15 protein-coding genes and 1 pseudogene are annotated in these 18,666 nt (G+C 55.0%); 3 read left to right on the plus strand and 13 right to left on the minus strand.

Annotated elements, in window-relative coordinates; genetic code table 11:
• Window positions 1-319: 319 nt before the first annotated feature.
• From HLAC_RS15665 to HLAC_RS15675, 3 genes are read right to left on the minus strand one after another with little or no spacing between them, the layout of a single operon-like run.
• The gene (locus HLAC_RS15665; RefSeq protein ID WP_014053205.1) at window positions 320-3,166 is read right to left on the minus strand and encodes a UvrD-helicase domain-containing protein; all 2,847 of its coding nucleotides are present in this window, start codon (window positions 3,164-3,166) and stop codon (window positions 320-322) included.
• Complete coding sequence (locus HLAC_RS15670) at window positions 3,163-5,751, minus strand: PD-(D/E)XK nuclease family protein (RefSeq protein WP_014053204.1); 2,589 nt, start codon at window positions 5,749-5,751, stop codon at window positions 3,163-3,165. The genes HLAC_RS15665 and HLAC_RS15670 overlap by 4 nt, the downstream gene beginning before the upstream one ends.
• 51 nt (window positions 5,752-5,802) lie before the next feature.
• Window positions 5,803-6,564, minus strand: a complete 762-nt coding sequence (locus HLAC_RS15675) for a hypothetical protein (RefSeq protein WP_014053203.1) — start codon at window positions 6,562-6,564, stop codon at window positions 5,803-5,805.
• Window positions 6,565-6,643: 79 nt separating this feature from the next.
• On the opposite strand from HLAC_RS15675, the gene HLAC_RS15680 reads away from it, so the two are divergent.
• Window positions 6,644-7,810, plus strand: a complete 1,167-nt coding sequence (locus HLAC_RS15680) for an ISH3-like element ISHla1 family transposase (protein WP_009486633.1) — start codon at window positions 6,644-6,646, stop codon at window positions 7,808-7,810.
• Window positions 7,811-7,950: 140 nt separating this feature from the next.
• On the opposite strand, the gene HLAC_RS18140 is transcribed toward HLAC_RS15680, so the two are convergent.
• The 5 genes from HLAC_RS18140 to HLAC_RS15695 all read right to left on the minus strand — a co-directional run bounded on the left by HLAC_RS18140 (window position 7,951) and on the right by HLAC_RS15695 (window position 9,886).
• Window positions 7,951-8,136: a hypothetical protein gene (locus HLAC_RS18140; protein WP_014053202.1), complete on the minus strand. Its 186-nt coding sequence runs from the start codon at window positions 8,134-8,136 to the stop codon at window positions 7,951-7,953.
• Entirely contained in the window at window positions 8,129-8,293 is a 165-nt protein-coding gene (locus HLAC_RS19355) for a hypothetical protein (protein WP_014053201.1), read from the minus strand. The genes HLAC_RS18140 and HLAC_RS19355 overlap by 8 nt, the downstream gene beginning before the upstream one ends.
• A 312-nt stretch (window positions 8,294-8,605) precedes the next feature.
• Complete coding sequence (locus HLAC_RS15685) at window positions 8,606-8,908, minus strand: hypothetical protein (RefSeq protein ID WP_241211149.1); 303 nt, start codon at window positions 8,906-8,908, stop codon at window positions 8,606-8,608.
• 2 nt (window positions 8,909-8,910) lie between these two features.
• On the minus strand, window positions 8,911-9,402 hold the full coding sequence (locus HLAC_RS15690; protein WP_014053199.1) for a hypothetical protein: 492 nt from the start codon (window positions 9,400-9,402) through the stop codon (window positions 8,911-8,913).
• 247 nt (window positions 9,403-9,649) lie between these two features.
• Window positions 9,650-9,886 (minus strand): hypothetical protein, encoded by a 237-nt coding sequence (locus tag HLAC_RS15695; protein ID WP_014053198.1) that lies wholly within the window; start codon window positions 9,884-9,886, stop codon window positions 9,650-9,652.
• A gap of 728 nt (window positions 9,887-10,614) precedes the next feature.
• Between HLAC_RS15695 and HLAC_RS15700 the strand changes: the two genes are divergently transcribed.
• Window positions 10,615-11,781, plus strand: a complete 1,167-nt coding sequence (locus tag HLAC_RS15700) for an ISH3-like element ISHla1 family transposase (protein ID WP_009486633.1) — start codon at window positions 10,615-10,617, stop codon at window positions 11,779-11,781.
• Window positions 11,782-12,344: 563 nt separating this feature from the next.
• Here HLAC_RS15700 and HLAC_RS15710 read toward each other — a convergent pair.
• The 5 genes and pseudogenes from HLAC_RS15710 to HLAC_RS15720 all read right to left on the minus strand — a co-directional run bounded on the left by HLAC_RS15710 (window position 12,345) and on the right by HLAC_RS15720 (window position 18,158).
• Window positions 12,345-13,682 (minus strand): ISH6-like element ISHla10 family transposase, encoded by a 1,338-nt coding sequence (locus tag HLAC_RS15710; protein ID WP_012659191.1) that lies wholly within the window; start codon window positions 13,680-13,682, stop codon window positions 12,345-12,347.
• 64 nt (window positions 13,683-13,746) lie between these two features.
• Window positions 13,747-13,995: pseudogene (locus tag HLAC_RS20040) on the minus strand (N-acetylneuraminate synthase family protein); the annotation flags it as partial.
• A gap of 208 nt (window positions 13,996-14,203) precedes the next feature.
• On the minus strand, window positions 14,204-15,370 hold the full coding sequence (locus HLAC_RS15715) for an ISH3-like element ISHla1 family transposase (RefSeq protein ID WP_009486633.1): 1,167 nt from the start codon (window positions 15,368-15,370) through the stop codon (window positions 14,204-14,206).
• A gap of 410 nt (window positions 15,371-15,780) precedes the next feature.
• Window positions 15,781-16,623, minus strand: a complete 843-nt coding sequence (locus tag HLAC_RS18935; protein ID WP_015911593.1) for a CARDB domain-containing protein — start codon at window positions 16,621-16,623, stop codon at window positions 15,781-15,783.
• Between the two features lie 530 nt (window positions 16,624-17,153).
• Complete coding sequence (locus HLAC_RS15720; RefSeq protein WP_015911595.1) at window positions 17,154-18,158, minus strand: Cdc6/Cdc18 family protein; 1,005 nt, start codon at window positions 18,156-18,158, stop codon at window positions 17,154-17,156.
• A 167-nt stretch (window positions 18,159-18,325) separates the two neighbouring features.
• Between HLAC_RS15720 and HLAC_RS18940 the strand changes: the two genes are divergently transcribed.
• Complete coding sequence (locus HLAC_RS18940) at window positions 18,326-18,655, plus strand: hypothetical protein (RefSeq protein ID WP_169304937.1); 330 nt, start codon at window positions 18,326-18,328, stop codon at window positions 18,653-18,655.
• The last annotated feature ends 11 nt before the right edge of the window (window positions 18,656-18,666 follow it).

An 18,666-nucleotide genomic window follows, 5' to 3' on the forward strand; every position in this document is an offset into this window, starting at 1 on the left:
ATACTCGAATCTTACCGCGGTTGATCGAACTCGTTGAACAGACCGTCGAACGCACAGGCCATCAGGAGCTGAAAGAAACGCCAGAGCTATCGAAGGCAGAATTACCGAAACAGATTCGCAACCTCGATTGAGTGGCTCTGTTAATCTTGGAGCGTGGCGACTGTTCGGCCCGTTTCCTCGGCCTCTTCGCTCCGGGACATATTGTACGTCGCGAGCGCTTCGTCAACCGCTTGGTCAAGACTCATTGATCAACCTGATCTTGATTCTTCTATCGTATAATCGCTCGCATGGCTCCAGACGAGTGTCAAACCGCCTCAGTTCACTCGCTAGTACTGATTTCGGCTACGATCTCGACGAGGTCTGCTCGTGAGAACGGTTCGACGTCAACGCGGGTTCCTTCGGCAGTATAGAAGATCTCTGCGGTCACCTCTCTATCAGGGAACCACTCATCCAACACGTGATGGTACACGCTGAGTTGCTTCCGGTATTCGCCCTGAGCGTGCCGACTAAGGTCGGTCTTGAAGTCGATGATCCCGACGGTATTGGGACGGATGTGAACGAGGTCAACGATTCCGGAGATGGTGACCTGCTCACCGTCAACAGTGAGTGGCAGATACGCATCCTCCTCAACTCGCAACTCACCATCGAGCGAGTCTATGAACGACTTGATGTGACGTTCATCGTCGTTCGAGGGCTCGACATCCTCTTCCAAGATGTACCGCTCAGCGAACTCGTGAGTCCGCGTTCCGAACGCTGTCCCTCTCCCGTCATCGACGTCCTCGAACACATCGTCACGCATGAGCGTGTGCGGCGAGTGACCGACTGGACCATCCGGCGCCGGCACAGCAATCTGCAAGTGTGCCTGCGTCGTCTCGTCGATATCGTCGTCTTGAACGTCGGGCTCTAGTTCTTCGAGGTCGACCGGGAGCTCCTCAATGAACGTGTTCGGGGACTCGCCTGCAGCGAACACGAGGTGGCTCTCAGCCCGCGTCATTGCGACGTAGAGCAAGCGTCGTTCCTCATCGTATCCACGCGGCAGGCACTTCCGGAGGACGTCACTCCGCCAGTTGTCGTGGATGTGGGGATACCCGTGATCATCGGCGTAGAGCTTCCGCTGGCGTAGCCCGATCGGATCGTCGAACGTGATCGCGTTACTGTTCCCGCCTGACGGTGGGAAGCGATGAGAGTTCATGTTCGCGAGCACGACGATGGGATGTTCGAGTCCCTTGGCTGCGTGGATAGTCTGGACCGTCACCGAATTCATACCGGCGCTCGCGTGGACCTCGTGGGTGCTTCCGTCCTCGATGCCGCGTTCGATGAACCGGATGAGATCACCTCGTGTCAACGTCGTCGCGCTGTGGACAGACTGGATCGTCGTCAACAACACGTCGGCGTAGGCCCCGTCGTAATCGTACTGGGAGAACACGCGCTGTGAAATCCCACCGACTGTCTCCAGTGACGCAAGCTCTGATTTGAACGCCTGCATATTGGCGGGATATTCCTCGCTATCGAGGACGTGTTTGACCTCATCGAGCGTGTAGCCAGCTTCCTCAAGGACGACCGCCCATCCTCGCTCTGCGTCGGATTCGAGAATTCGCAGCCACGCCAAGAGAAGCTTCGCCGGGTCAGATCGGAATAGCTCGATTCCACCTTCGTACGCCATCGGCAAGCCGTACTCCTCGGCGACAGAGAGGAGTCCTCGGCCGAAGTCACGAGTCCGGGTGAGGACGGCGATGTCACCGTGCTCTGGCAGACGAAGTTCCCCGTCTTCCTCGACCTGATACGCGTCGTTCCCGACGATCTCGTGAATCTTGGTCAGAACGGCTTCGTGTTCGTCTTCGTGTTGAATCGCCTCTATCTGAGAGTTCTCGTGCGATGCGTTCGAGGAGAGTGACACAATTCGATCTCTAACGGCCGCCTCGTCAATGTCGTCCGTGCTCGCCGCGGGCGTCACTAGGCTGTGCTCGGAGAAGTCGAGAATGTCCTGTGTCGACCGATAATTCTCATCGAGCTCGATATCGATGATCGAGCGGGTCGCCCACGATACTCGCTCGTGGTCCTCGTTGAGTTCGTCGACGAATCGATCCAGGCGGGACTCGAACTCGGTGATGTTCTCGACGGCGGCATACTGGAAGGAGTAGATGCTCTGTTTCCAGTCACCGACGACACAGACGTTGTTTGTGTCCGCGAGCAGGAGTGCGAGTTTGAACTGGATCTCGCTGGAGTCCTGAAACTCGTCGATCATCACGTACTCGAACGCGACATCGTCGCGGAGTCGATGGTCGTCACAGAGCAGGACGAACGCGAACAGCTGGAGGAAGCTGAAGTTGAGGTAGTTCCGACTGAGTGCGAACTCGAGATACTCGTGGTAGACGTCGTGAACGAAATTCTTGAGGTTCTCTCGCTGTTCGTCAAACACCAGCCGTGCGACGGCAGCGGGAACTTGCTTCTCACCCCATCCGCCACGAATCTCGTCTTCCTCGGGCGCGTCCGGGAGGTAGCACTTGTCGTTCCCGTAGCCTCCGAGTTTCGAGCGAAGCTTGGACTGCTTGTCCCCGTCGTTTCGGGGCTGGTTCAGCTCGTCGAAGATCTCGCGAAATGCCTCGAAGTCACCGTCCAGATGCCGCTCGCCATTCCGGTACCAGCCATCAGCCGTCGGGAAGACACCTTTCGCTGCGAGCTGATTGATTAGTCCGAGGAGTTCGACTGGTTCTGCGACGGCGCGGAAGAAATCGTCGTACTCGGGGTGGTCGTCGCTGAATCGACGGATGAATTCGCGGAACTGCGCCTTCTCGACGTTCTCGTCTTCGAGGACGCGTGTGGATCCAGTGATGCGGTCGTCGATACCGAGGAGCGTCGGGGCCTCGAAGCCGTGTTCCATGAGGATGTCGTGACAGAGGCTGTGGAACGTCTGGATCGGCGCGTCCGAGAGTTCACGCATCCCGTAGTCACAGTTGGCGACGATTCGCTCTCTCATCTCCGTCGCCGCGTTGTTGGTGAACGTCACGAGGAGGACGTCCTCGGGCTCGACGTCGTCCTGGTCGACGATTTCTGCGTATCGACGGGTAACGGTGAACGTCTTCCCGGTCCCCGCCCCGGCGTCGACGACGTGGATGCCCTGTTTGCTGTCGATGAGCTCTTGCTGTTGGTCGTTCGGTGTCGTCATCGGGTTCCCTCCTCGAGGATACAGTCGCGATTGTCCACGTACCGGTAGTTCGGCTCTTCAGTGAGTCCTGCGACCGGGAAGCGTTCGTCGCCTGCCCGCCGAGCGTTCAACTCTTCGAGGCGTTCCTGGACGAATCCCTCGAAAGCGTCGATATCGTCGGTGAAGTAGTTCCGATTCCGAATCCGGATGAGATGACGGAGTGCCTGCTTGCAGCCACTTGTGACGTATTTGTAGTCCCCAACTCTGTCGATCATCCGGTCGGTCAACGCCTGTCCGAACCCGGAGTCGATGAGTTCGTCGCTGTCCTGCGTGTCTGGGAACGCGTGTGCGTCGAGGACCGCACGGTACTCCTCATACTCGGCCTTGGAGAACGTCTTGTTGCAGTTGCTCGCCGCGTCCTCTTGCAGTTCGGTGAAGACGTTCCGGCTTGCGATGTGCTCCTCGAAGGCGACCGGGTGGTACGTGACTGTCGTCAGGCAGTCATCGAGGTTCCCATCCCCGGTCACGACGTCGTCAAGCGTTTCGAGGAAGTGGAAGAAGGTGAACTGGAGTTCTTCACCGAGGTACTCCGTTCGGTGCTGTGTGAGATATAGCAACGCCTGGAAGTTTGGCTTGTCGCTCGGCGGGTCGAGTGCGGAGTGCTTCACTATCGATGTCGCCGACTTCTTCGTCCCGCTCTTGTAGTCGAGCAGGTGGGTCGGCCCGTATACGAGGTCTACCTTCCCCTTGAGCCCGAGGTCGGTGTTCTCGAACCAGCGTTCTGTGTGGGGGGCGTCGACCGGTCGGTCGTAGTATTCCGCGAAGAAGTTCGTCCCCCAGCCACTCGCTGGCGTCAGGAACGAACCATCAGCAGGCGGATTGGCATCGAGAAACTCAACGACGGTCTGGAGGCCAATTCGGTACTTCGTCAGTCGGACCTCACGGTCGACGCCACGAAGGAACGGGTCGACATCGTCGAGAATCACCTCTGCGATTTCGTCGAGGTCGTCAGACCTGATGACGTCGGGATGTGTGACGTAGAACTCAGCGAAGTCGTGGAACAGGTTTCCTTCTCTGAAGTAGTCCTTGTCCGGTGTTTCGAGCAGCCGACTGAAAAAGTAGTCGCGCGGTGAGTTGACGTAGGTGTTGAGACTCGATTGGCTAAAGGCGGTTACTTTCTCAGCAGCCACATCGATTGATTCCTTCCCGAACCCGTCGTGGGTGGTTCGGGCAGCTCGAGAGTGCTGTATCGAGTCGAGATCGCTGAACCGCTCGAACTCCTCGTCGAGGATCTCCTCGAAGTACAGACACGGGGTGACAGGCGTCCCGCCTGCCGTATCTTGAACAAGGTAGTACTGGTCGACGCCGTTCTGTAGCAATAACTGGAATTGCCTGATGTTTCGCTCGTACTCCTGGTCGCGGTCGACCCAGGGGCGGCGCGGCGAAGAGTGCGTCCAGTCTTCATCGAGCCCAAGATAGAACACGACCGGTCTGCCGACGTAGGCCGCCGACTTCGCGTCCGCGAGCAGCACGCCGTCGTTCTCACGGTCGATGGGGACCTCGTACGACTGAAGATAGAACTCGAGGCGGTCGACCGCCTGCTCGGTGACGATGTCGTCTTGAATTCCAAGCCGCTCGAGTTCCTCGCGGAAGGCGTCCAGCGAACTTCCAGTAACTGTCTCGAACTTGTCGAGTGCCGAGGCGAGGGTATGAGCTTCGATGTCTGCGCTGAATTCGAGCAGCCACTCGATTTCGGGCACATCGAGATCACGGAGTCGTTTCTCGTCATGCTCGATATCCACCACCAATCCGAGCTGGACGAGTAGTGGTCTGACGTCACCCACACGAGTATCTCGACCAGCGTGTGCGTGTCTGAGAAGTTGTAGGAACGCTCGGTGTGACGAATTGTCGGTGAAGCCAGGACCACCGTAATATGGAATGTCTGCAGCTTCCAGCGCCGACTCGATGAGCGATGAGTACTGACTGGCTGCATCGAGGACGACAGCCACGTCGTTGGCGTTCTCCGGTGTGACCGTATGGAGGACGGCGTCGACGATCGCAGCCGGTGAGTCGAGAATTCGGAAGGGTGGATAATTGAACGACTCCTCGGTGAACGGGTCGACCGTCTCGTAGTCTGAGGGTAGGATCGAGCGTTCGAGTTCGGTAAGCTGCTTGAAGCCGACGACAGCAACCGACGTATCGGCGTCAATAGTGTACTCAGTGAGGCGTTTGGACGTCGTATCCATCTCACCAATACAGTCGACGGCGGTGTGCGTTGCCGTCGTCGCGAACTGCTCGTAGTCGAGAACAGCGTTAGCCGTCCCTTGGTACTCCCAGCACTGGAGGATGTTCCCGACCGCATGCGACGCCTCCTTCCAGTTGAGATCCGCCGTCTGAATGAGTTCGAGGAACGCGAGTCGGTCCTCGGCCTGTTCTCGACGTCGGGCAGCCAGGCGCCGTGGTGTGATCGCGAACGGACCGAAGTGGGGTTGATCAAGACGCCGGTTCAGGGCACTCGCCATCGGCGCATCCGGCACGAGCACAAGGTCGAAATCCTTGCATTCCTCGTAGAGAGAATCGATAGACTTCGCTCGTGTAATTGACACGGACTATCAGACTCGGGTGGCTTTCAAAAATGTGTCGTCGGAACAGTCCAGTCAGAAGTTCGGGATGATTCCGATATACAGCAGAAGTAGAGGGTAAACGAACGAAAGGAAGATGATGATAAGAGTGACTATCGCCGCTCCTCTACTAAAATAGTCGTAACCACCGTGACCGAACGGCCCATCAGTGGGATCAAGAGAAAGGATTGCAAGCACTACACCAGAGACCGCCAACGCAAGCGACTGCGGTTGTCCGAACGAATATGCGAACCCAGACCAGATGGCCAATCCACACCAGACGATGAGTAGAGCGTAGAAGACTCTTCGAAGCTGGATTTGTGCCCGCTGGCGTTGTGTTTCAGCTAACCCAACGTATGCTGATTTCCGGTCTTCCAAATCACCAAACCGGAATAGATCCTTGTTGAACCGGCGGATGTGCTTCTCATAGAATTCATAGTCGTTCTTCACCTCAGTGATTGTGTCGTTCAGGTCCTCAATTCTCCCTTGAATGAGGGGGAGGTAAAACCCAACAATCACAATAAGAACAAAAATCGAAAACGGTGGCACCAGATCTCGGTCGCTCCATCGAAGTACCAAGAAGATGTTCGCGACGATTGCACCAAGGAGTGTGAACGTCAATCGTTGGATATCTTGAGAAGTTTCGTTGGCTGCCGACGAAAGCCTCTCAGTCAATCCAGCCATCAAAGTCTGCGTGTCTTCAAGTACATCACTTAGAGCTTCGAAATTTTCTTCGACAGCAGATACCTGGAGGTCCTGGTAACTCGATTTAATGTCCTCAACGACCTCTGGGAGCATCTCAATGCCACGCTCCGTACCTCGACAATGTTCAGTACTTCACAAAGCCGCTTAGTTAGAACGTCTGCTTGCTGAAGGTGTGTCTAAAACCAAACAAGCAGACGGTGAGATCCACGAGGACCAGCTTCTTAACTTTCTCGTCAACCGCCTTGACGAGGAAGTTTCGCTCTCGTTAGCCAATAACGCTGAAATCACTGCTGAAGACATCTATGAGGTCCTCGTCGGCGCTTGCGCCGACGGGACCTCTGTCTCTACGCTCTGTGCGTCGAGCCAGAACTCACCCGCTGGGAACACGGTCCTCTACCATCTTCGGACGAAGTTCGAGCCGGAACGGCTCGAACGAGTCGCTAACACGCTCCTGCGAAAGGATCTCGATGAATTGCTCCCCGAACAGGTGGAGGTCTGCGCAGACCTCCACCTGCGGCCCTACTACGGTGACGAAGACGACACAGACGGCCTCTATCACTCGGTAGCGAAGCGTGGAACCACTGCGTTCCACGCCTATGCCACACTCTACGCGCGTGTGAAGAACAAACGCTACACGCTGGCGGTACGCCGTCTCAAAGACGGCGATACCGCAAGTAGTGTCCTCGCTGAGTTCTTCGGTGTCCTCGACGGCCTTGACGCCGGGGTCAAGGCCGTCTACCTTGATCGCGGATTCTACGACAGTAAGTGTCTCACGCTGCTTCAGGCGCACAATTACGCGTACGTGATCCCGATCATCCGGTGGGGTGAGGCGATTCAGCAAGAGCTCTCGGAAGGATGGAGTCGCGTCATTCAGCATGATCTGACGGGGAAACTCGACGGTCACAGCTGGACCGTCGATTTTCCCGTCTACATCGACTGTACGTACCTAAATGGGAAGTATGACGAGAACGGTGTGGCGCGTCACGGCTACGCCGCTGACGCGCCGTTCATCGACTCACCACGGGACGCTCGATACCACTACTCGAAACGCTTCGGTATCGAGTCAAGCTATCGCTTGTTTGAGCAAGCGATAGCGACAACGACAACACGAGATCCAACGGTACGGCTGCTGTACGTGGTGGTGAGTCTCCTCTTACAGAACGTCTGGCGGTACCTTCACTACGAGTATGTGGCGACGCCCCGCCGAGGCGGGCGTCGCCTCTGGTGGTGGCCGTACAAGGAGTTCGTCAATATGATTCGACGAGCTGCGTGGACGGCCCTCGCGGTGCGTCGGGCCGTCCCCGCGAATCGGCCACCTGACGACCGATTCCACCGCTAACCACCGACCGAGCAAGCCAGCGGAGTGAGTGGCGACGCTGTCGCGTCGGCGGCTGACCGCCGCCGACAGCGACAGCTCTCCGTCGATCCGTCCGTAATTCTCTCGTCGAGACCGTCAGTACAACCGCTTCGACACAGAACTCAGGCCGCAGAAACAGCTAGCCGAGGATGCTTTGTGAGGTACTGAGTATGGATCCCGAGATCGAGAACCTCAACCTCGCCGGCAACCTCCTCTGCGAGACCTCGGACGAGTTCACGTTGCTCTTCGAGCCCGATGTCCTCGTCGTCACCTTTCGACTTCCGGATCCACGCGAGTGCTTTACTCATCGTGGATGATGACCTCCATTTTGTTCTTCGCACTGCCGGCCTTCCACTCGAGCTTCTTCCCTTTCAATTCGAAGAAGTCTCCGAGGTCACGAGGGACCGTTACCTGATACTGGCCTTCGGAGTTCTGACTGACTGTTGTAGTCCGTGTTTCGGGCATACCTCTAACAACGTTCTTTGCAACATTAGTTCTAATGGTGTTGTAGGTGTTCAGATAACCCCCGTATTCTGAACGGCCAGTTAATCTCTACTGGTTTTACTCTCCCATGCTTTGTTGAACTCCTCAGTTAATGATAGGTTCCAGCAGTCGTGCTTAATAAAGTGCGTATCTACCTCGAGACGCTCTTTCGATAGCCTTTCCGGAGAAGTTGCCCCGAGCCTGCGACCGTGATTCAGAGTGAGAACAGAGTTCTAAGGCCTTAGTGACGAGAGTATAACCCTCGCACTCGACAGCAGGGATGGGCCGGGAGTTTTACCCGTAGAGGTTCTCCCGGCGATAAACCCGATAGACGAGGAGTGTGCGATTCTCCTGGTTGATGTCAACAAACGCACGGAGCTCGTCGGAGAGGCTTAGTTTTCCGTCGCTCACCCCGTCCATGCGCTCGAATCCCCATTCCCAAGGTTTCCGGAACTCGCACGAGCAGATGCGTTCCAGCTTCCGGGTTGCCTGCTCGACCTCGACGGGCTCGAGATCGTCCAGGCTCTCACGTCCGCAGTCGGTGAACCGAAGCGCGTATCCATCCACATGGGTGCGGGGACGAGAGGTTGTACTCACGTCTACTGGAAGCCCTCCAGCTCACGGGTCGCGAGATTGCTCAGGCGGTTCCACTGCTTCCCGACCGTCCACTTCTGCTTGACCGAGTCATCTTCTGGGTCCCAGTGATAGAGACGGTCGCTCGCCTGTCCCCACTTCTTCTCGATGCGGACGAGAGAGACGCGTCGAGAGCCATCCTCTCGAATCGGGAGCTCCTCCTTCACCGTGTAGAAGTCGCTAATGGGCAATACACCGGACGGCTTCTTCCCTCCCTTGCGCTCAAAGATTTTGACTGCCTCACGCTCAGTCTCCCAGAAGTCCGTTCGAATGCGCCAGATGTGCTCTGGGCGGTTCTTAGGATTGCCCGGCGGGTAGCGCTCGAGCCGGAGACGAAGTTCTCCCGTCGGGGTGTAACGGTCACGCACGAGCCCGGTCCACCAGCCGTTCGAGCGGTCGACCGGGATGGCTTCGATCACGGTACGATTCAGGTCTGCGAGCTTCGGTGGGCAGGTCATGTCTGTATTTGTACTTTACCGCATACCGGATTATAACTGCGTAAAACCCACTTTTAGGACCTCTACCCAAAGTACAGTCGAACTACCAAAGTATTTATCAAAGTTTTTGGACTATAATACCCTTCCAATGGCGGGCGCGTTTTGCGCAGGCGCGTGCGGAGCGCGCGCGAAACGCGCGCGCCAATGAAGGGTTGTACCCCCGAAGACTTGCCAGAATGATTAGAGATGGGTCAAAACAAGGAAGAAATCACATATAAACCCCCTGTAGCAGATGCGAATTAAGTTCTGATTGCGGTACTATTATTCTCCGATCAGCATCGGCGTGCTGGCACGCTGCGAGGATGCCCTCCGTTTTGGAGGTCGCGCCGAGCGCCTCCTGAGCCTCGAGGAGCGTCCGATACCGTTTCGCGTAGCCCGGGCCGGGGTCGGTATGGAGGCTCACACGGTTCGGCACGTCTTCGAGGTCGGGTTCTAAGGACGGCATGTCGTGACCACGATGACGGTTTGGCTCGTCTGATCGGGTAACTGAAACTGGCGCACGCCGGCTCAGTATATATACTCGGATGGTTCCAGATAGAATCGCCAGGGAGATCGGGGCAGCGTGCGCGGCTCCGCCGTGGAATGTGACCACGTCAAAATGGTCCGGGCCATCGCTCGTGGTCATATTTTGGATGGCGCTCTTCTGCTCGCACGACTCCGGGGACTCAGATCTATACGGAGTTTCCGTGTTTATTGAACTTCACCACTGATTCTGTAGACTCTCCGATGCCAGATATCTCATCCAAAGCTAAACGGTTGATGATCATCTGGTGCTTCTTGCACTTCTCGGTCATCTAATGCCCCTAGTAACTCATCTACTGATTCATATTCTCCGAATTAACTGTTTACTTCTCAAACGCCGTCACCTTCCCGCCGAACCAATTGCAACGAGAATTCCCACTATAACTACAATAATAGGACCAGGACCGATCAAACTCGATATAGCAAACCCGGTTGCTGCTGTGATTTCGGCACAATTGCTGGCAAACATACCGTCATCAGGACACTGTTCTGCAAAAGGTGATAGAACTGGGAGAGCAATCAAGCCGGTAAAGCCGAGGATTAAAACCGTAATTATCGCTCCGACGGTTGGACCTGGTTCCACTTGTCCGCGATGACCCATACTCAGTACTTCACAAAGCCGCTTAGTTAGAACGTCTGCTTGCTGAAGGTGTGTCTAAAACCAAACAAGCAGACGGTGAGATCCACGAGGACCAGCTTCTTAACTTTCTCGTCAACCGCCTTGACGAGGAAGTTTCGCTCTCGTTAGCCAATAACGCTGAAATCACTGCTGAAGACATCTATGAGGTCCTCGTCGGCGCTTGCGCCGACGGGACCTCTGTCTCTACGCTCTGTGCGTCGAGCCAGAACTCACCCGCTGGGAACACGGTCCTCTACCATCTTCGGACGAAGTTCGAGCCGGAACGGCTCGAACGAGTCGCTAACACGCTCCTGCGAAAGGATCTCGATGAATTGCTCCCCGAACAGGTGGAGGTCTGCGCAGACCTCCACCTGCGGCCCTACTACGGTGACGAAGACGACACAGACGGCCTCTATCACTCGGTAGCGAAGCGTGGAACCACTGCGTTCCACGCCTATGCCACACTCTACGCGCGTGTGAAGAACAAACGCTACACGCTGGCGGTACGCCGTCTCAAAGACGGCGATACCGCAAGTAGTGTCCTCGCTGAGTTCTTCGGTGTCCTCGACGGCCTTGACGCCGGGGTCAAGGCCGTCTACCTTGATCGCGGATTCTACGACAGTAAGTGTCTCACGCTGCTTCAGGCGCACAATTACGCGTACGTGATCCCGATCATCCGGTGGGGTGAGGCGATTCAGCAAGAGCTCTCGGAAGGATGGAGTCGCGTCATTCAGCATGATCTGACGGGGAAACTCGACGGTCACAGCTGGACCGTCGATTTTCCCGTCTACATCGACTGTACGTACCTAAATGGGAAGTATGACGAGAACGGTGTGGCGCGTCACGGCTACGCCGCTGACGCGCCGTTCATCGACTCACCACGGGACGCTCGATACCACTACTCGAAACGCTTCGGTATCGAGTCAAGCTATCGCTTGTTTGAGCAAGCGATAGCGACAACGACAACACGAGATCCAACGGTACGGCTGCTGTACGTGGTGGTGAGTCTCCTCTTACAGAACGTCTGGCGGTACCTTCACTACGAGTATGTGGCGACGCCCCGCCGAGGCGGGCGTCGCCTCTGGTGGTGGCCGTACAAGGAGTTCGTCAATATGATTCGACGAGCTGCGTGGACGGCCCTCGCGGTGCGTCGGGCCGTCCCCGCGAATCGGCCACCTGACGACCGATTCCACCGCTAACCACCGACCGAGCAAGCCAGCGGAGTGAGTGGCGACGCTGTCGCGTCGGCGGCTGACCGCCGCCGACAGCGACAGCTCTCCGTCGATCCGTCCGTAATTCTCTCGTCGAGACCGTCAGTACAACCGCTTCGACACAGAACTCAGGCCGCAGAAACAGCTAGCCGAGGATGCTTTGTGAGGTACTGATGTTCAGTTATCGCCAGCTGCCAGAGATCTCGAAATGCGTCTTTTTTCTCTTCAGCTTCAAACGATTGATGAAGATCTCTAATCGCACAGATTCCATTCTTGCCCCACTCTGCACATTGCTCAGACAAGTCAATCCGGGGGTTGAATTCAGGTTCACTAGAGAATTGGAACTGCATCGTCTGACCGTCACGGTCGACAGCTGCGGAGAGAACTCCTAAGAGAGAATATGCATAGAGAGGAGAAACTTGTTCACTGTCGCAAGTTTCCCAGAGGCCCTCAACTATTGATGGATGGATTGGTGAAAGATCTCCACGCCAGTGAGTGAACTTTCGGGAAGCAGATATAGAGTCAAAATATTGGTCGTGTTGCAAAGCGGTCTAGACTTTGCCGCTGGTACTCTCAATTGAGAGGTCACAGTTGATTGCTGTTTTGGTCGAACGTTGGAGCAGTTCGTCGAGGAACGCTTGGTAGTACTCGGGGTCGGCGTACTTCACCAACCGAAGTTGGAGTATCGCTTCCAATCCCTCTGCTGTCCAGCGCATCCACTGGTTCTTGCACCGCTTGCTGACCTCGCCCATCAGTCGTTCGACGGGGTTCGAGGTCCACGGAACCTCGAACCCCTCGACAGCGTGCTCGGCGAACGTCACAATCGACGGCAGCCACCGCCGAAGATACCCTGCAGCCTTTGCTGACCCGAACTGCTCCAGTTGCCACGCTGTCTTCTCTAATCGCTCTCTCGTTCGCGCGATCCGCGAGCGGATCGCCGCGAACTCCTCCGCTGGACGATGCTTCGCCACAGAGTTCTTCAGATGGAACACCTCGTCGATCACCTCCGAAACGATCTCCTTCCGACGGTCCAAGGAGAAGACGCCATCGTCCCAGAGGGTGTAACCCAGCGTTCGGCCGACGTGGACGAGATCGAGCTGGTGGTCACGGTTTTCGTCGGTAAAGGCTGTGACGATGCCGCTATCAGCGTCACTGACGACCGTCGCGTCGTCAGTGACTGCGCCGATATCATCGAGTTCGGCGGCAGTTTCGTCCCAGTCAGCGTTGACCGACAGATCCAGCAGGGAGCGTGACTCTTCGGCGGTGTCTTCGCCGAGCGTTGCTTGGACGGAGTGGGACGAGCGGTCGTCGTCTTGGCTGTGGCACTTTGTCCCGTCAGGAATGACGGCGTCAGCGTCTGTGCCAGCGACACAGTCTGGAAGGAACTGTTTGAGCTTGTGGCCGTATTTCTTGGCACGGCGGTTGATGGTGGTCGGCGACGGCATCGAGACGAAGCTGTCGCCGTGATTGGCAGCGTCTCGATAGCTGAGCGAGGTAGCGAGATCGACGCTTTTGGCGGCGATGTCCTGCTGATAGCGGTTCTGCCCGTCGAAGTCGAGAACGTCTTCGACGGGCCGGAAGTAGCTGGATTCGTCTGGGGAAGCGGCTGTATCTTCGACGTAGTGGAGAGAGAACTCGTGTTCTCCGGCAGTTGTGACAGCTGTGCGGGTGTCGGTGCCGGCGCGTTGGAAGCGCTGGTCACCGTTGCCATGTGCGTGTTTCTCACCACAGAGCGCCTCGACGCTGGCGGCGTCGAGGCTCTCGACCAGCGATTCGAGAAGGACTGCTTCGAGGTTCTGGTCAGTGACGGCCTCGGCAAGCGTGGCGAGCGGTAGCGTTTTGTCGTCGTCGATACTCAGTTCGAACCGCACGTCGATTGTGGCGTGCATGGGGTACCTCGGTTTGGACACCAGAGGCAACCCCGCCTTCACGGGAGTCAGTTACTACTGAACTCTAGAGGACTTTGCGACACGACCCAATCATTGGCAAGCCGAGTCCAGCGACGTGTTCAAGCAGCGGATGGTTATCGAGCTCGCCGGATCCTAATTTGATAGCAGGCACGCCGAGATCTGCCAACATATCTGCGCTGTCAGGATCAAACGGTGTCGACAAAAACGTGATCTCCCGCTGGTCACAGTACGCTATGAGCCTTTCGTGGGCTGAACGATCGAGCTCATATTGTTTGAGCATCTCATATTGCGACCCTTCGCCAGTTGTTCCAGTCTCAGTACCTCACAAAGCATCCTCGGCTAGCTGTTTCTGCGGCCTGAGTTCTGTGTCGAAGCGGTTGTACTGACGGTCTCGACGAGAGAATTACGGACGGATCGACGGAGAGCTGTCGCTGTCGGCGGCGGTCAGCCGCCGACGCGACAGCGTCGCCACTCACTCCGCTGGCTTGCTCGGTCGGTGGTTAGCGGTGGAATCGGTCGTCAGGTGGCCGATTCGCGGGGACGGCCCGACGCACCGCGAGGGCCGTCCACGCAGCTCGTCGAATCATATTGACGAACTCCTTGTACGGCCACCACCAGAGGCGACGCCCGCCTCGGCGGGGCGTCGCCACATACTCGTAGTGAAGGTACCGCCAGACGTTCTGTAAGAGGAGACTCACCACCACGTACAGCAGCCGTACCGTTGGATCTCGTGTTGTCGTTGTCGCTATCGCTTGCTCAAACAAGCGATAGCTTGACTCGATACCGAAGCGTTTCGAGTAGTGGTATCGAGCGTCCCGTGGTGAGTCGATGAACGGCGCGTCAGCGGCGTAGCCGTGACGCGCCACACCGTTCTCGTCATACTTCCCATTTAGGTACGTACAGTCGATGTAGACGGGAAAATCGACGGTCCAGCTGTGACCGTCGAGTTTCCCCGTCAGATCATGCTGAATGACGCGACTCCATCCTTCCGAGAGCTCTTGCTGAATCGCCTCACCCCACCGGATGATCGGGATCACGTACGCGTAATTGTGCGCCTGAAGCAGCGTGAGACACTTACTGTCGTAGAATCCGCGATCAAGGTAGACGGCCTTGACCCCGGCGTCAAGGCCGTCGAGGACACCGAAGAACTCAGCGAGGACACTACTTGCGGTATCGCCGTCTTTGAGACGGCGTACCGCCAGCGTGTAGCGTTTGTTCTTCACACGCGCGTAGAGTGTGGCATAGGCGTGGAACGCAGTGGTTCCACGCTTCGCTACCGAGTGATAGAGGCCGTCTGTGTCGTCTTCGTCACCGTAGTAGGGCCGCAGGTGGAGGTCTGCGCAGACCTCCACCTGTTCGGGGAGCAATTCATCGAGATCCTTTCGCAGGAGCGTGTTAGCGACTCGTTCGAGCCGTTCCGGCTCGAACTTCGTCCGAAGATGGTAGAGGACCGTGTTCCCAGCGGGTGAGTTCTGGCTCGACGCACAGAGCGTAGAGACAGAGGTCCCGTCGGCGCAAGCGCCGACGAGGACCTCATAGATGTCTTCAGCAGTGATTTCAGCGTTATTGGCTAACGAGAGCGAAACTTCCTCGTCAAGGCGGTTGACGAGAAAGTTAAGAAGCTGGTCCTCGTGGATCTCACCGTCTGCTTGTTTGGTTTTAGACACACCTTCAGCAAGCAGACGTTCTAACTAAGCGGCTTTGTGAAGTACTGATACTGCTTATATTTACGATTGGATTCGGTAATCTTGTCTACTTGCTCTATTCGTGGGCCACAGCCGATACGGTGGAAATCAACCTCAAATAAGTAGATGCAGTGGGGGTAGAATCTGTCCTATTAAGAACGATACCACTGTTAAGAATAGAGATCTCCGCTTCCACTTATTAACATCAGATTGTGTTACAATCGGATCTCCGTCCACAGAGGGTGGATCACCTAATTCTAGTGCCATAATACAGATCGCTTACTGCCAGCGAAATAACTCTAACCCCTGATCTATCGGATGGTGACACTTATTTTGAGTACTACAGGCTGGCTCTAAGGCTAACATAGGAGATGTTCAGAATGCTTCTACCCTCAGTATTCAACCGGCCAAACTAAAGCGCCATTTGGAGGGTTTTGCGCAAAGAATTGATCTGGGTGATAAGCTAAGGAACTAAATTCAATGTTCTTTTCTTTTTCAAAATTGTACGACCTTGAGACAGTATCACCTGGGAACAACTCATCAAAGGCACCAAACTGTTGCACTGGATCTTTCTCCGGATCAGTGGGATACAACTGAAAACCACCTTCATCAATCCCTCCGTCTGTATCATTCTCTAATGTGTATTCAATCGCATATTCATAACTCCCCTCCTTTTCATTAACCTCGAAGCTTTCGAGAGTTACAATTAGCCCACCCGCTCCCTCATATGCTTCACCAATTTCGTTCCATTCGCGGATAACATCAAAGCTCACAGAGTGATCTGCTACGGATACACCGAACGTTCCAACCAATTCACGCTTTATCGAAATTGAGACAGTAGCAGATTCACCGGGTGGAACTGTTACCTGTTTAGTCACTGTTTCCGCCTCAGTAACCTCTTCAAACGTTGTATCTCCCACTTTTTGTTCATCCACTGTTCTCCCATCAATATCGAATTCAACTTGCTCCGTTCCTTCTGTTTCACCTATATTTTGCACGGTTGCGGTCACCGTGACAGATCCATCGGGTGAAACTTCTTCTGGCTGAACCACCAAGTCTATTATTTCAAATTTAGCCGGTTCCGATTCTTCGGTAGTTACCTCTTCGTCTGATTCTTCCCCTTCCGTTTTATTTTCTTGCTCTTCTTCTTCTTCTGGTAGTTCCTCTTGATCTCCAATACAACCGACTGTTAGTAACATACCACCAGTTGCGACCAATACAGTTCGTCGTTGCATAGTCACTTTTTACAGTGATAATATAAATCAGTTGTCTACAGGTCAGAAGAATATAGATATCACGTTATGAACCCGAAAACGATATTAGGTGAAGCACTGTCACCCATGACACCATACCCAAACAGTCACTGCAATGATTCCCTTCTTTTGTGGTGTCTATGTGCTCCTCTCTGTAAGCACCAGTACATCTGGTTGATCTCAGGCACATATTGACCAAATCAAACTGTATCTAAGGGGTCAGAAATCACAGAAACAATAATATGTCTTGATCGTGATAAGCAATCACTGAACCATGGAATACACCAAAACCTCTACTGACGCCGACGATGAGCTCTCTCGGGCCGAGGAGTTCGCAGACCGGTTCATCGACGAACACAGTGATCTATTCGATAAACTCGCTAACGAATAGTTCGAGAGGTTCTCTGAGTTCATTAATTCAATCTCTTTGACTTAGCTTCGATGAGATTTCGTGGATTGAGATTCCCCTATAGTACCGTTCAGTTCCGTTTAGAACATCTTACTAATCGTTATCAAGAGTAAGGCTGGTATGTCCGAGCCTTTGTCTTCCCATTGGCAAAAACGAGATTGTACTGTTCCAGTTTCGAGAGATGGTTTCGCATTGTTCGACGGGTCTTCGGATCGTCGACTGCCTCACAGTAGGCATCGTAGAGGTCGCCCGCCCCGATCTCGCCTTCCTTCTTTATCGTCTCGTAGAGGACCTGCTGATGCTCGGTGAGTTTGTCGGTCGTCTTCTGTCTGATTTCCGATTTCGTTTCCGGAACTACGCGCTCGATTACGTCGACAGTTATTCCGTCGTCGCCGTTCTGCCGTGCTACTCGTGCGGCGTTTCGGAAGATCCCGATAGCTATCCGTGCATCACCAGCTGCATAATCCGCGATTGTTTCCAGGTGTTGCTCATCGACAGCACCCGGTTCAAGTCCCCATCGAGCGCGATCTTCAAGAATCGTCACTAACTCTCGAATGTCGTACTGTCCGAATCGGATGCGGGCACAGGACTCCAGTCGACTGTTGAGCCGTCCATCAAGCGTGCTGAACACGTCTTCCTCCCGGTTGGCAATGAGGATCATCGTGAGGTCGCGCATCCGATAGAGATCGTACAACAGGCTCTTGTCCTGTAGCTGGTCGACTTCGTCGAGGATGACAACGTAGGGTGGACCATCGTATGCCCGTAGGCGCTCCAAGAGCTCGTCCTTTGGCGTCGACTGCCGATGGATATCGAACGTACTCTCGATCCCGTCTAAGAGCCTGTAGAGCGTCTTGAATCGGGTGTGGTCTTCCCAACAGTTCACGTATTGGTAATTGAGGTCGACAACGTTCTCTCGGAGTTGTTCGATCGTGAACTGGGCGATACAGGTCTTCCCGGCTCCCGATGGCCCATATAGGAGGGAGTTGGTCGCCCGCTCGCCGTCGACTATCGGGCGCAAGGTATCGGAAAGGTGGCTCACCTCCGCCGATCTGTGCTTCACGTCGTTGGGGACAAATTCGGGCTGTAGTACCCGTGCGTCCGTAATCATGGATTCTGATACGTCCTTTTTACAAATAAACGGAAGGGGGTTGTTTCCGAATCTTCCGAAACAGGAATTTGATCGTCATGGCAGTGGGGTGATTAGGAGTGAGTTATCCGAATAACCCAGTTAATCCAAGGTAAAATATTAGTACAGTAGTTTGGTAGATACACCGTGTGGGAATACGGATGAACTACAATATCGACGCTAACACCGAACTGATCGAAAAAGGCTCACACCACTCGGAGTCAGATCTTGCTCGCAAAGTCGATCAACTGGCAGAAAAGATATTCGCCGAAGAGTATGTTGGGTTCAGAGTGGGGTCTGTGATCAAACACTTCCTCGAAAAAGCTCAACAGAAAGATATGTCGCTCACTGTCTTGGATCTGTATCATTGTCTGTCTGAAAATGAGGATGCGAAAGTCGAACTTCCAGCTGAGACAAACATAGATCGGAAACACATCGACCCGGTGCTTCGTAGGTTAGTGCCTGTAATCGGAAACTGAACACTACTGAA

It is taken from the genome of Halorubrum lacusprofundi ATCC 49239 (assembly GCF_000022205.1).
Classification (GTDB): Archaea; Halobacteriota; Halobacteria; order Halobacteriales; family Haloferacaceae; genus Halorubrum; species Halorubrum lacusprofundi.